12 protein-coding genes and 1 tRNA gene are annotated in these 14,190 nt (G+C 66.6%); 7 read left to right on the plus strand and 6 right to left on the minus strand.

What is annotated here, in order from left to right:
• Positions 1–3: 3 nt before the first annotated feature.
• The 3 genes from DIE13_RS20935 to DIE13_RS20945 all read left to right on the plus strand — a co-directional run bounded on the left by DIE13_RS20935 (position 4) and on the right by DIE13_RS20945 (position 3,649).
• Entirely contained in the window at positions 4–1,557 is a 1,554-nt protein-coding gene (locus tag DIE13_RS20935) for a sensor histidine kinase (RefSeq protein WP_124828885.1), read from the plus strand.
• A gap of 232 nt (positions 1,558–1,789) precedes the next feature.
• The gene (locus DIE13_RS20940; protein ID WP_124828887.1) at positions 1,790–3,448 is read left to right on the plus strand and encodes an MFS transporter; all 1,659 of its coding nucleotides are present in this window, start codon (positions 1,790–1,792) and stop codon (positions 3,446–3,448) included.
• Between the two features lie 124 nt (positions 3,449–3,572).
• Positions 3,573–3,649: transfer RNA gene (locus tag DIE13_RS20945), tRNA-Met, on the plus strand.
• Between the two features lie 110 nt (positions 3,650–3,759).
• Here DIE13_RS20945 and DIE13_RS20950 read toward each other — a convergent pair.
• Positions 3,760–4,731, minus strand: a complete 972-nt coding sequence (locus DIE13_RS20950; protein WP_124828889.1) for a LysR family transcriptional regulator — start codon at positions 4,729–4,731, stop codon at positions 3,760–3,762.
• Positions 4,732–4,927: 196 nt separating this feature from the next.
• The gene (locus DIE13_RS20955; RefSeq protein WP_124828890.1) at positions 4,928–5,896 is read right to left on the minus strand and encodes a GlxA family transcriptional regulator; all 969 of its coding nucleotides are present in this window, start codon (positions 5,894–5,896) and stop codon (positions 4,928–4,930) included.
• A gap of 117 nt (positions 5,897–6,013) precedes the next feature.
• On the opposite strand from DIE13_RS20955, the gene DIE13_RS20960 reads away from it, so the two are divergent.
• Both DIE13_RS20960 and DIE13_RS20965 read left to right on the plus strand, forming a co-directional pair.
• The gene (locus tag DIE13_RS20960) at positions 6,014–6,697 is read left to right on the plus strand and encodes a DJ-1/PfpI family protein (RefSeq protein WP_124828892.1); all 684 of its coding nucleotides are present in this window, start codon (positions 6,014–6,016) and stop codon (positions 6,695–6,697) included.
• Positions 6,698–6,776: 79 nt separating this feature from the next.
• Positions 6,777–7,088 carry a cupin gene (locus DIE13_RS20965; protein ID WP_124828894.1) on the plus strand — a complete coding sequence of 104 codons (312 nt, stop codon included), beginning with the start codon at positions 6,777–6,779 and terminating at the stop codon, positions 7,086–7,088.
• 36 nt (positions 7,089–7,124) lie between these two features.
• Here DIE13_RS20965 and DIE13_RS20970 read toward each other — a convergent pair whose 3' ends face one another.
• From DIE13_RS20970 to DIE13_RS20985, 4 genes are all read right to left on the minus strand, one after another.
• Positions 7,125–7,439 carry a PAAR domain-containing protein gene (locus DIE13_RS20970; protein ID WP_244097728.1) on the minus strand — a complete coding sequence of 105 codons (315 nt, stop codon included), beginning with the start codon at positions 7,437–7,439 and terminating at the stop codon, positions 7,125–7,127.
• Between the two features lie 78 nt (positions 7,440–7,517).
• The gene (locus DIE13_RS20975) at positions 7,518–8,720 is read right to left on the minus strand and encodes a porin (protein WP_124828896.1); all 1,203 of its coding nucleotides are present in this window, start codon (positions 8,718–8,720) and stop codon (positions 7,518–7,520) included.
• Between the two features lie 114 nt (positions 8,721–8,834).
• Positions 8,835–10,307, minus strand: coding sequence for an amidase (locus DIE13_RS20980; RefSeq protein ID WP_124828898.1), 1,473 nt, complete (start codon positions 10,305–10,307; stop codon positions 8,835–8,837).
• A gap of 28 nt (positions 10,308–10,335) precedes the next feature.
• Positions 10,336–11,652, minus strand: a complete 1,317-nt coding sequence (locus DIE13_RS20985; protein ID WP_124828900.1) for an MFS transporter — start codon at positions 11,650–11,652, stop codon at positions 10,336–10,338.
• 199 nt (positions 11,653–11,851) lie between these two features.
• On the opposite strand from DIE13_RS20985, the gene DIE13_RS20990 reads away from it, so the two are divergent.
• The gene (locus DIE13_RS20990; protein ID WP_124828902.1) at positions 11,852–12,769 is read left to right on the plus strand and encodes a LysR substrate-binding domain-containing protein; all 918 of its coding nucleotides are present in this window, start codon (positions 11,852–11,854) and stop codon (positions 12,767–12,769) included.
• Positions 12,770–13,062: 293 nt separating this feature from the next.
• Positions 13,063–13,950 (plus strand): LysR family transcriptional regulator, encoded by an 888-nt coding sequence (locus DIE13_RS20995; RefSeq protein WP_124828904.1) that lies wholly within the window; start codon positions 13,063–13,065, stop codon positions 13,948–13,950.
• Positions 13,951–14,190: the final 240 nt, after the last annotated feature.

The raw sequence follows: 14,190 nt of genomic DNA on the forward strand, positions 1-14,190 counted from the left end.
GCGATGGCCACGCCGGCCCATTCCCGTCATCCGAGCGGCGAGCAACCGTCCGCCGCCGACGCTGCGCGCGACGCGCGCTACGAGAACCCGTTCGCGCCGCCCGACGAGATCGACACGCCCGAAGCCGTACGCCCGCGCTCGCTGTTCGGCGAAATCCTCGACTGGATGCTCGCGCCGCTCCTGCTGCTGTGGCCGATGAGCATCGCCGTCACCTATCTCGTCGCGAAGACGATCGCGAACGGCCCGTTCGACCGCGCGCTCGAAACCAATGCGTATGTGCTCGCGCGGCAGATCCATCCGGTCAACGGCGTCGCCGAGCTGACGCTGCCGCAGCAGACGCGCGACTTCCTGCGCGCGGACAACGTCGACAGCGTCTACTTCCAGGTGCTCGGCACGCGCGGCGAGCTGGTCGCGGGCGAGGCCGACATGCCGCTGCCGCGCGACGAGGATCGCCCGCCGCCGGGCGTCGTCGTGTTCCGCGACGACCTGCTGCGCGGCAACGACGTGCGCGTCGCATATACGACCGTCGCGCTGCCGCAGTCGAGCGGCACGCAACCGGTGCTCGTCCAGGTCGGCGAGACGCTCGACAAGCGCAATGCGCTCGCGAACGACATCATCAAGGGCGTGATCCTGCCGCAGTTCGTGATCCTGCCGCTCGCGATCCTGCTCGTGTGGTTCGGGCTGTCGCGCGGGCTCGCGCCGCTCAACGCGCTGCAGGCGCACATCCGCGCGCGGCGGCCCGACGACCTGTCGCCCGTCGAGGCGCAGCGCGCGCCGCCCGAGATCGAGCCGCTCGTCACGTCGTTCAACGACCTGCTCGCGCGCCTCGAACAGAACATGGCGCTGCAAAAACGCTTCATCGCCGACGCCGCGCACCAGATGAAGACGCCGCTCGCCGGCTTGCGCACGCAGGCCGAATTCGCGCTGCGCCACCCCGTGCCGCCCGACGTGCAGCGCTCGCTCGAGCAGATCGCGACGAGCTCCGAGCAGGCCGCGCGGCTCGTCACGCAACTGCTCGCGCTCGCGCGCGCCGAGAACCGCGCGAGCGGGCTGACGTTCGAGCCGGTCGAGATCGGCTCGCTCGCACGGCGCACGGTGCGCGACTGGGTGCAGGCCGCACTCGCGAAGCGGATGGACCTCGGCTACGAAGGCCCGGAGGACGACGCGCCGCTCGACGTCGACGGCCATCCCGTAATGCTGCGCGAGATGCTCGGCAACCTGGTCGACAACGCGATCCGCTACACGCCCGAAGGCGGGCGCATCACCGTGCGCGTGCGGGCCGATCATGCGGCGCAGCGCGTGCATCTCGAGGTCGAGGATACCGGGCCCGGCATCCCGGCCGGCGAACGCGAGCGCGTCGTCGAGCGCTTCTACCGGATCCTCGGCCGCGAAGGCGACGGCAGCGGGCTGGGGCTCGCGATCGTGCGCGAAATCGCCACGCAGCACGGCGGCACGCTGACGCTCGACGATCACGTCTATCAGCACACGCCGCGCCTCGCCGGCACGCTCGTGCGCATCAGCCTGCCGCTGTCGGGCGCCGCGCCCGATCCATCCTGACACGCGTGCCGGCCCCACTCCGCCCGGCGTGGCGCGATCGCGTCGAAACCGCCGCTTTATCGCCCGTTCGCGACACGATCGGGACGCGAAGCGGCCGATTCTTCGCGGGTTAACGCGCAGTCGTTTTGCATGCGCGAGTCAGTGCGCCGTAAGTTTCCCTGCCAATAATCGTCGACAGGCCCGCCCACCCAAGGCGGCCGCATATCTATATCAAGGGACTTGGAGACGATTCATGGCAACGTTAGGCGGGCAAATTTCGCACTCGCCGATGACGGGCGAAGAAAAGAAGGTGATCTTCGCGTCGTCGCTCGGCACCGTGTTCGAGTGGTACGACTTTTACCTGGCCGGCTCGCTCGCGGCCTACATCAGCAAGAGCTTCTTCTCCGGGGTCAATCCGACCGCCGCCTTCATCTTCACCCTCCTCGGCTTCGCGGCCGGCTTCGCCGTGCGACCGTTCGGCGCGATCGTGTTCGGCCGGCTCGGCGACCTCGTCGGCCGCAAGCACACGTTCCTCGTGACGATCGTGATCATGGGCATCTCGACGTTCGTGGTCGGCTTCCTGCCCGGCTACACGTCGATCGGCATCGCCGCTCCGGTGATCTTCATCGGGATGCGGCTGCTGCAGGGCCTCGCGCTCGGCGGCGAGTACGGCGGCGCGGCTACCTACGTCGCCGAACATGCACCGGCGAACCGGCGCGGCTTCTACACCGCGTGGATCCAGACGACCGCGACGCTCGGCCTGTTCCTGTCGCTGCTCGTGATCCTGGGCGTGCGCACCTTCATCGGCGAGGAGGCATTCGGCAACTGGGGCTGGCGCGTGCCGTTCATCGCGTCGATCCTGCTGCTCGCGGTGTCGGTGTGGATCCGGATGCAGCTGAACGAATCGCCGGTGTTCCTGCGCATCAAGGCGGAAGGCAAGACGTCGAAGGCGCCGCTGACCGAAGCATTCGGCCAGTGGAAGAACCTGAAGATCGTGATCCTCGCGCTCGTCGGCCTGACCGCCGGCCAGGCCGTCGTGTGGTACACGGGCCAGTTCTACGCGCTGTTCTTCCTGACGCAGACGCTGAAGGTCGACGGTGCCAGCGCGAACATCCTGATCGCGATCGCGCTCCTGATCGGCACGCCGTTCTTCCTGTTCTTCGGCTCGCTGTCGGACCGGATCGGCCGCAAGCCGATCATTCTCGCCGGCTGCCTGATCGCCGCGCTCACGTACTTCCCGCTGTTCAAGGCGCTCACGCACTACGCGAACCCGCAGCTCGAACTCGCGACGCAGAAGGCACCCATCTCGGTCGTTGCCGACCCGGCCACCTGCTCGTTCCAGTTCAACCCGGTGGGCACGTCGAAGTTCACGAGCTCGTGCGACATCGTGAAGAGCGCGCTCGCGAAGGCCGGCCTGAACTACGAGAACATCGCGGCCCCGGCCGGCTCGAGCGCCGAGATCAAGGTGGGCGACACGGTGATCCCGGCCTATGACGGCAAGGCGGCCGATGCGAAGGCGCAGGGCGCGGCGTTCGACAAGACGCTCGCGTCCACGCTCAAGGCGGCAGGCTATCCGGCCAAGGCCGACCCGGCGCAGCTCAACTGGCCGATGACGATCGTGATCCTGACGATCCTCGTGATCTACGTGACGATGGTCTACGGCCCGATCGCCGCGATGCTGGTCGAGATGTTCCCGACGCGGATCCGCTACACGTCGATGTCGCTGCCGTATCACATCGGCAACGGCTGGTTCGGCGGCTTCCTGCCGGCGACCGCATTCGCGATCGTCGCGGCGAAGGGCGACATCTATTCGGGGCTCTGGTATCCGATCGTGATCGCGCTGGTCACGTTCGTGATCGGCCTGCTGTTCGTCAAGGAGACGAAGGACTCCAATATCTACGCGCAGGATTGAGGCAGGATAGCGGGCGGCACCCCGCCCGCTATCCTGGCCCGAACGGGCCGCCGGCAACTTTTTTCAGGGAAGATGGAAAAAGGTGTTGACAGCCGGGCGGTACATCTACATAATTCAAGTCTTCGGCGAATTAGCTCAGTCGGTTAGAGCGACGGAATCATAATCCGCAGGTCCGGGGTTCGAGTCCCTGATTCGCCACCAAATGCGAAAAGCCGCTGCTCCTTACGGAGCAGCGGCTTTTTTCATTGTCTCATCCGGTGCAAGCGGGTGTCGCGTGTCACCCGTCCTTCAGGTCACGCGCACGTTGCGCTCTACGCCACCAACGATCCGCGCTCCTCTACCGCATCCACACGCACCTTCCCGCGCCAGTTCTCCCCGCCCTCCAGCGCCGGCGTCGATTCGAACAACTCCGCGATCCAGTCCGCGAACACGCGCACCTTCTGCGACAGATGCCGGTTGTGCGGATACACGATCGAGATCGGCTTGGGCTTCGGATTGCAGTCGGGCAGCACCTCGACGAGCGAACCGTCGAGCAGGTTCGACAGCACCATGAACAGCGTCGGCTGGATCATTCCGAACCCTTCGAGCCCGCACGTCACATACGCGTCCGAATCGTTGACGGTCACGCTGCCGTTCATCCGCACCTCGACCGGCTTGCCTTCGATCATGAACACCCACGGAATCGCACGCGCGCCGTGGCTCGCACGGAAATTCACCGCATGATGATCGGCGAGATCGGCGATCTCCTGCGGCTCGCCATGGCGCGCCAGATAGTCGGGCGACGCGCAGGTCACGCGTTTGAGCATCCCGATCCGCCGCGCGACCATCGACGAATCCTCGAGCGGCCCGACCCGGATCATGCAGTCGATGCCCTCCTCGACCGGATCGACGTATCGGTCCGACAGGCCGAGATCGAGCGTGATGTCCGGATAGCGCTGCCGGAAGACCGACAGCTCGGGCAGCACGACGCGCCGCCCGAGCGAGTTCGGCATGTGTACGCGCAGCACGCCGCTCGGCTTGCGGTTGCCGGTCTGGAAACTCGCGTCGGCTTCCGCGATCTCCGAGATGATCTTCATGCAATGCTCGTAGTACGCGGCGCCCTCCGGCGTCAACGACAGCCGGCGCGTCGTCCGGTGCATCAGACGCACGCCGAGCAGCGCCTCGAGATTCTGGATGATGGTCGTCACCGACGCGCGCGGCATCGCGAGCGTGTCGGCCGCACGCGTAAAGCTGTTCGCGTCGACCACGCGGGTGAAAACTTCCATTGCCTGGATGCGGTCCATGCTGCGCCCCCTTCGAATCGCCAACGGAACAGAATAGAGCGCGCCACGGGCACGGCACAAGCCCCCGCCTATTGTTCTCCACTTCTGAATAGTCGCAGCGCTTCGGACTCGAAAGTGATCGACCTGCGTTCAGTTCGACACCGCAATCGTTCCGTCCCCGGCATTGCGCACGGCCGCCAATGGTGCACGTGTGCCGTTACCGCACGAACCGCTCGCGATAGCCCTGCGGCGACACGCCGAGCACGCGCACGAAACTGCGTCGCAGCGTCTCTTCGGAACCGAAGCCGCAGCGCGTGGCGATTCGCTTGACGGGCCAGACGGTTTCGCCGAGCAAACGCTGCGCGGCCTCGATACGGATCTGCTCGACCGCGCGCGCCGGCGTGCGGCCGGTTTCGGCGCGATAGTGGCGCACGAAGCTGCGCTCGCTCATGCTGACGCGCTCGGCCAGCGCCGGCACCGATAGATCGGCCGCCAGATGCTCGGCGATCCACGCATGCAACTCACCGAAACGATCGTCGGTGCGCTGCATCGACAGCATCGCGCTGAACTGCGCCTGCCCGCCCGGCCGCTTCAGGAACACGACGAGTTCGCGTGCGGCGTCGAGCGCGACCGCCCGTCCGAGATCCTCCTCGACGAGCGCGAGCGCGAGATCGATGCCGGCCGTCACGCCGGCCGACGTCCACAACGAGCCTTCGCGGATGAAGATCGGATCGGCTTCGACGCGCACGTTCGGGTAGCGCGCCGCGAATTCGTCGCAGCGTGCCCAGTGCGTGACCGCGCGCCGCCCGTCGAGCAGGCCGGCCTCGGCAAGCAGGAACGCGCCGGTGCAGACCGACGCGACACGTCGTGCGCGCTGCGCCTGCTGCCGGACCCAACGCACCATCCGCGCATCCCGCGACGCCGCCTGCACGCCCTTGCCGCCGGCCACGATCACCGTATCGGGCCGTCCGGCCGAGCGCAGCGAATCGGCCATCACGACGAGGCCGGACGAGGTCTCGATCGGCCCGGCGTCGGCGGCGACGACGCGCGGCGCATACGGTGCGGGCTGGCCGCGCTCCTGCGCGAGCTCGTTGACGGAAGCGAACACCTGCAGCGGCCCGGTCACGTCGAGCAATTGCGCACGGGGAAACGCGAGGACCAGGATCGAGCGTGGTGCGGCAGACATGGCGATTGGCTGAAAACGTGGGTGATATGGCAATTTCGCCAAACACTACGCGCCTAGAATCGATCTGTCCATCGTGCGCCGGCTGCGGCGCGTTCCCCTTCCATTCGGAGTGTTCGCATGACCCTGCATATTGGCCTTCTCGTGTTCCCGGGCGTCCAGCAGCTCGATCTCACCGGTCCGCACGATGTGCTTGCGTCGCTGCCCGACGCGGCCGTCCATCTCGTCTGGAAATCGCGCGACACGGTCGCGTCGAGCAGCGGCCTCGCGCTCGCGCCGACCTGCACGTTCGACGACTGCCCGCCGCTCGACGTGATCTGCGTGCCCGGCGGAATCGGAATCAACGCGCTGCTGCTCGATGCCGAAACGATCGCGTTCGTGCAGCAGCGCGCGGCCACGGCGCGCTACGTGACATCGGTCTGCACGGGTGCGCTGCTGCTCGGCGTGGCCGGCCTGCTGCGCGGACGCCGCGCAACGACGCACTGGAGCTTTCATTCACTGCTGGAGCCGCTCGGCGCGGTGCCCGTGCGCGAACGCGTGGTGCGCGACGGCAACCTGATCACCGGCGGCGGCGTGACGGCCGGCATCGACTTCGCATTGACGATCGCCGCCGAACTGGCCGGCGAAGAAGAGGCGCAGTCGATTCAGCTCGCGCTCGAATACGCGCCGGCGCCGCCGTTCAATGCGGGTTCGCCAGATACCGCGCCGGCATCGGTCCTGAAACGCGTGACGGCGCGCTCGGCGGCCGGTCTGGACAAGCGCAGGCAGATCGTCGACGCAGCGTTGCGCGCGATGTCGCACTGATCCCGAGCGAACGGAATCCCGCCGGCAGGCACCGTCCGTCCGCCTGCCTGTCGACGTATTGGCACGCAAGGATCCAACGATGAACATCGTCCGCAGTCGCGCGTTCACCGCGCAGCGCCCGTGGGGCGCGCTGGACATTGCGAACCTGAACGGCATCACGGTCCGTCTGCACTGGACCGATCAGCCGTACCGATGGCACGTGAACGACGGTGAGGAAGTGTTCGCGGTGCTCGACGGCCGTGTCGAGATGCGCTATCGAGAAGCGGGCATCGAGCACGCGGCGGTGCTCGAGACAGGAGACGTCTTCCATGCAACGGTCGGCACCGAGCACGTCGCGCACCCGCTCGGCGAAGCGCGCATCCTCGTGATCGAGACCGACGGCAGCGTCTGACGACAGGCTTCAGCCCGAGATGGTCCCCGTGCCCTGCTACGGGATCAGCTTCGGTTGCGGCGTGCACAGACACTGGCACAGGTCGTGATCGAGCGCGACGACCTTGCCCATCACGGTCATCGTCCGCTCGCCGCCGTCCGACACGATCGCGCCCTGGGTCTTGCACGTGGCGCGGAACACCGGCGCGCCGAGATAGGCAAGCTCGCGGCCGTCGAACGACGAATTGGCGATCCCGTCCAGCACGACGCCGCCATGGTCGGTCGTGTCGCCCTTCAGAATGAATTTTCGGCTCGTGGTTGGGCTCTCCCTCGGAAACGCCGCGCAACGCAGCGTCGGACCGCGTGCGGGCAACCGGTATTCGCCCGTCGGTCGCGGGCGTTTCGTGAGGATATAACCGTGCGGCCGGTCTCCATCGTCCGGACCGGCACCTCAGAACTTGTGCCGCATGCCGATTCGCGCCTCGAGCTGCCGGTCGTTCGCGGACGCGCCGGGGCCGTTGATCGCCGCGACGGCCGCATGCCCAGTCGAATCGATGCCCGAAGCGCGCTGATAGACAGCGGTCACGTAGACGTCCGTGCGCTTCGACAGGAAATAGTCGAGCCCGGCCGCAACCTGGTGATACGTCGCGCCATCGCGACCGTTCACACCGCCGCCGCGCGTATAGTCGTACGCGACGCCGCCGAACAGATAGGGCGTGAACTGGTAGCGCACGCTCGCCTCGGCGTTGTTGAACACCGCGTTGCCGGACACGCCGCCAGGGTTCGGCCCGGACGACAGGTCGCCGAGCTGGCGGAACGACGTGTTCGTATACATCGCGCCGAGCGTCACCGCGCCGATCGCATAGGTACCGCCCACCGCCGCGACCTGCAACGTGCGCGCCGATGCATAGCCCGAATACACCGGCGACTGCATGTTGTTGCCGGGCACACCGCCCACGGTCGGCGCGGGGCTGCCGGTCGTCCCGAAGAACGACACGTTGGGGTTGCGCGCATTCAGGTAGCCGGCCGCCACCGCGAGCGGCCCGCGCGTATAGCCGACGGTCGCCGACCACACCTGGTCGCGCGTCGCCGCGCCCGCCACGCCGCCGACCCCGTACATCGCCGCAAAGCGGAACCCGCCGTAGTCGTTGCTCGTGAACTTGATCGCGTTGTTGGTCGAGTTCGCGTTGTTCACGTTGTCGAGGTCGCCGGGGTGCGCAACCATGTAGCCGCCGAACAGCGCGGCGGCCTCGAGCGGGCCGAGGAAGTCTACGTTGGTGTCGTACTGCCGGCCGAGCGTCACGGTGCCGAACGGCCCCGACAACCCGACGAACGCCTTCTTGCCGAAGATCAGCCCGCCCTGCCCGAGCTTGCCGGTGCTCGGATCGAACCCGTTCTCTAGCGTGAAGACCGCCGCCAGCCCGCCGCCGAGATCCTCGCTGCCGCGCAGCCCCCAGCGGCTTGCCTGCTGCACGCCGCCCAGCAACCGCAGCGCGGGCTTGCCGCTTGTCGTGCCGTTCGCACCGGTTGACGCAACATTGCTCGTGTAGGTCAGCCCTTCATCGATAATGCCGTACAGCGTAACGCTGCTCTGTGCGTGCGCCGCACCCGCGATCAGCGCGACGCCCGCGCCTGCCAACAGCCGTTTTTTCATCGAGAGATCTCCATTGCGCGGGTTGAATGGCCAAACGCAGGCGTGCGCGCCTCCCGCAGGCGCGCGGCCTGCCGGCACGAACCGGAACGGTCCGGTGTCAGCCGGGAAAAATGGTCAGCGCAGTGCGTCGGCGACGACGGGCGGCGGCATCCAGCGACGGCCGGCAGCGATTTCGTACGCATGGCCGAGTTGCAGCACGCCCCAGTCGTCGCGATAGCGGCCGACGATCTGCATGCCGATCGGCAAGCCGGTCGCGGAGAAGCCGCACGGCACCGACAGGATCGGCGCCTCGGTCGACGACAGCAGCCAGCACACGCGCATCCAGTCGATGTAGGACGTATTCGCGATGCCGAGTACATCGGCAGGCACGCGCAGCGCGGCATCGAACGGCATCACCTGGGTAGTCGGCAGCACGTAGAACGCATGGCGCTGCATGAACGTGCGCATCCGTTCGAACAGGCGCGTCTTCGTCACGAACATGCGGCCGAGATCCGCGGCCGCGAGCGAGCGATGCAGCCGGTATTCGTCGAGGAGTTCGGGTTTCAGCGCCGCGCGCTGCCGCTCGTCGAAGCCGTCGACCAGCGTGCCGATCATCCATGCGCGCTCGATCCGGAACACGTCCTCGGCTTCGGCGAGATCGGGGTCGTCGAATTCGACTTCGCAGCCGAGCGACGCGAATACGCGCGCCTGCGCGTCCACCGCGCGCCGGATCTCGGGATCGACCGGCACGCCGGGCAGACCGCGCGACATCGCGATCCGCGTGCCGCGGAAATTGCGCTCGAGCGGCTGCGCGAAGCGCGCGCCCGGCTCCGCGATTTCGGTCGCGGTTTCGCCGCTCGGCCCGGCGATCGCCGACAGCAGCAACGCGGTGTCGGCAACATCGCGCGCCATCGGCCCGTCGACGCCGAGCGTCGCCCAGCCGTTGAGGTCCGGCGCGCGCGGCACGAGCCCGGGCGACGGCCGCAGCCCGACAACGTTGTTCCACGCGGCCGGGTTGCGCAGCGAGCCGCCCATGTCGCTGCCGCACGCGAGCGGATTCATCCCGCATGCAAGCGCGGCCGCCGCGCCGCCGCTGCTGCCGCCGGCGGAGCGCGTCAGGTCCCACGGGTTGCGCGTCGGGCCGAACACCTCGTTGAACGTATGCGAGCCGGCGCCGAATTCAGGCGTGTTCGACTTGCCGATCATCAGCGCGCCGGCGCTCGCGCAGCGGCGCACGATCAGCGCGTCGTGCTGCGGCACGTGATCGGCGAACAACGGCGAACCGAAGGTCGTGCGCACGCCGCGCGTCGCGGTCAGGTCCTTCTGCGACACCGGCAGCCCGTGCAGCGGCCCCTGCCATTCGCCGCGCATCCAGCGCGCATCGAGCTCGCGCGCACGGGCGCGCAGCGCATCGGGATCGGCGATGGTGACGAGCGCATTCACGCATGGATTGACCGTCGCGATTCGCGCGAGATGCGCATCGAGCAGGTCACACGCGCCGATCTGCCGGGACTTCAGCAACTCGAGCATCGTGCGCGCGGGCAGGTCGCACAGGTTGCCGGCGGCGACGTCGGCAGGCGACGACGAAAACGAAACGGTGGTAGTCATGGGGCAAATGGAAGAACGAGAAAAACAATCAGTCATCCTGAGCGCTGCGGTCCGACGCAAACGCGAGTGCGATGAGCGACAGCACACCGCAGACGATCACGTACCACGCCGGCGCGGCCGGATTGCCGGTCGCGCCGATCAGCCAGGTGACGATGAACTGCGCGAAGCCGCCGAAGATCGATACGCCGCCCGCATACGCGATCGACAGCGCGGTCGCTCGCGTGCTCTTCGGAAACAGCTCCGCGAGGATCACACCGTTCGCGCCGGCGTTGATCGAATGCAGCGCGGCGAGCAGCATCACGACGGCGTACATCGTCGCGATCGACGGCACCGCGCGGATCAGCCAGAAGCCCGGAAGGATCAGCACGGTCAGCGCCACGCGCGTCCACAGCGCGACACGCTTGCTGCCGGTGCGGTCCGACAGGCGTCCGCCGATCGGCGCGGCGACGAACATCACCGCACCGGACAAGATCCCGCACCACAGCGCGGTATCCATCGGCAGGCGCAGCACCCGGATCGCGTACGTCGACATGTAATAGAGAACGATGAAATGCGCGGCCGTGCCGCCGACCACGAGGCCGAGCGCGGTCAGCACCGCGCCGCCGTCGCGCCGCAGCACGGTGCCGAGCACCGCGGACGAGCGTCGCGCAGCGGCGGCCGGCGCATGCTGTTCGATCGCATTGAAGCGTGCGCGCAGATACAGGCCGACCGGCGCGATCAGCACGCCGGCGAGAAACGGCACGCGCCAGCCCCACGATTCGAGCGCGGCCGGCTCGAGGAAATACGATAGCAGGAAGCCGACGAACGAACCGGCCAGCGCCGCGGCGCCCTGGCTCGCGAATTGCCAGCTCGTGTAGTAGCCGCGTTCGCCGGGCGGCGCACGCTCGGCGAGCAGCGACGTCGATACGCCGACTTCGCCGCCGGCCGAAAAGCCCTGCAGCAGCCGTGCGAGCACGACCAGCACGGGCGCCGCGACGCCGATCTGCGCATAGGTCGGCAGAATGCCGATCATCCCGGTGCCGAGCGCCATCGTGACGAGCGTGAGGTTCATGGCCGGCACGCGGCCGAAGCGGTCGGCCACGAGCCCGATCACGACGCCGCCGAGCGGCCGCGCGATGAAGCCGACGCCGAAGGTCGCGACCGACATCAGCAATTGCTGTTGCGCGGACGCGGCCGGAAAGAACAGTTTGCCGAGCAGCACCGCGAAGAAGCTGAACACGGTGAGATCGAAGAATTCGAGGCCGTTGCCGATCGTGATTGCAACGATCAACTGGCGATTGGACGGGGATGCGGCAGCGTCGCCGACATGCCCGCCGAACATGCTGTCCGCTCGGGGCGCCTTCATGAAGGTGTATCTCCGTACTGGTTGTGCGTATCGGGTGCGCGGCCAGTTCGACGGCCTGCGCATGCAGTCTAGGCATTCAAAATACGCAGCCCGGAGCGACATTTTCCGATCGTGATAACGCATGGTTATCGCGTGCTTTTCCCGCGCCGGCGCGGTGTAGGATACGAACGTCGCCACTGCCGCCGCGCCCCGCCACGCCGTGAAACATCACCAGCTCCGCGCGCTTGCCGCCATCGCCGAACACGGCAGCCTGCGCGCCGCCGCGCGCGCCATCCATTTGTCGCAGCCCGCGCTCACGAAGGCGATCCGCGAACTCGAGCAAGACCTCGGCGTGCCGCTCGTCACGCGCAACGCGCGCGGCGCGCAGCTCACGCGCTTCGGGCAGGCCGTCCATGCACGAGCGCGGCTGATCCTCGCGGAAATGCAGCACGCACGCGACGACGTGATCCAGTTGTCGGGCGGCACGGAAGGCGCGCTCGCGTGCGCGCTGACGCCGCTGATGTCGCTCGGCTTCCTGCCGGCCGCGCTCGATGCGTTCCGCCAGCGGATGCCGACGATCCGCCTGGACGTGCGCGAAGGCTTTCTCGACACGGCACTGCCGCGCCTGCGCGACGGCTCGCTCGATTTCGTGATCGCGATCGTCGATGCAACGCGGCTGTCGCCCGAATTCACGTTCCGGCCGCTGATCGAATCGGAGCTGATCCTGATGACGCGCGCGAGCAATCCGCTGCGCCACTGCACGTCGCTCGCGCAGTTGCAGGACGCGCAGTGGGTGCTCAACACGTCGCCGGAAAGCATCGGCCGGTTGCTGCAGAACGTATTCGTCGCGCACGGCTACCCGGCGCCGCAGCCGATCGTCGAATGCACGTCGTTCAGCGCGGCGTTCTCGCTGTCGGTGCACACCGACACCGTATCGTGCGTGCCGAAGCACTTCATGGAAATCGACTGGATACGCGAGCGGATGGTCACGATCGACGTGAAGGAGACGATTCCGGCCGTGTCGGCCGGCGTGCTCACGCGACGCGATGCGCTGAACACGCTCGCATGCGACTACCTGATCCACTGCTTCGTCGAGGCGGTGCGCCGGTACGATCCCGCGAAACTGCTATGGCGATAGCGATGCGGCCCGTTCGAATCGAATCGCACGTGAAATATCAAATTCGTCTCCCTTTAAATTTTCCTAAAATTTCGTACAATTACTAAATACAAATCAGCCATCAAGGTTTATATACGATGCAATACCGAGCACGATCAGGACAATCGGAATATTCAAAAAATCTCCAATTTTTCGCCTGATTTCGACCCGGATAAACACGGCATTTCATAATAGTCATTCACCCAAAAGAGACGTTCAAAACCTATAAATCGATATATAGAACTCAATAAACAATTTCTGTTTATCGACAAAAAATGGACGAACTCCTACCGATGCGGTTATTTGTGAAGGTGGCCGAATTGCACAGCTTCGCGCGAGCCGCCACCGAGCTGAACATCTCCAATTCATCGGCCACGCGCCTCGTGATGGGCATCGAGGATCGCCTCGGCGCACGTCTGCTGAATCGCACGACCCGCAGCCTGTCGCTGACCGACGCCGGTCATCTGTATCTCACGCAGATCCGTCACGTGATCGAGGAAATCGACCGCGTCGAGGAAACGATCGCGTCGATGCATCACGAGCCGATCGGGTCGCTGAAGATCGCCGCGCCCGTCATGTTCGGGATGCACGTGCTCGCCCCCGCGATCGATGCGTTCAAGACGCTGCATCCGGCCATCGTGCCGGAAGTCACGATCGTGGATCGCCACGTCGACCTCGTATCGGAAGGCTTCGACGTCGGGCTGCTGCTGTCGCAGCACATCAGCACCAACACGCTGGTGAAACGTCCGCTCACGCGCCTCAAGCGGCTTGTCTGCGCGGCGCCTCAATATGTCGAGCGGCATGGCGCGCCGGCCCACCCGTACGACCTCGCGTCCCACGCGTGCCTCGCGTTTCATGCCGACTTCGCGGGCGAACACCTGTCATTCAATCAGGGCTCGACGCCCGTCACCGTGCGCCCGAACAAATCCGCGTCGTCGAACAACATCGGGCTGATCCGGAACTGGGCGCTCGCGGGCATGGGTATCGCGGTGCTGCCCGACTTTCTCGTCGAACCGGATCTCGTGAAGGGCCGTCTGCTGGCGATGCTGCCCGACTATCGGCTCGAGGAACTGGAGATGAATATCGTGTACCCGAGCCGACGCCATTTTCCGCGCAAGGCGCGGCTCTTCGTCGATCACCTGATCGATCGTTTCGTCAGGTGAATGAAGGGCGTAATCGAGCACCGTTTTTCGGCATCGATCCGGCCCGTTGCGTGTATCCCCGAACGGCCGCAATGGCGCGCCAGCCGCGGCGGCGGCGGTTCGCGCCACCGGCTTCGCGCGGCTTGGGCACGCGTGTTGCGTCGGCGCATCTCGGTAGTGAACCGCCCTTGGCAGGCTGCGGTTGAGGACTACACTAATCCTTAATGAGGGGCGCGGCCGGAGCCCGCGCCTTCAGGGAGA

The organism is Burkholderia sp. Bp9016, assembly GCF_003857765.1.
Taxonomy (GTDB): Bacteria; Pseudomonadota; Gammaproteobacteria; order Burkholderiales; family Burkholderiaceae; genus Burkholderia.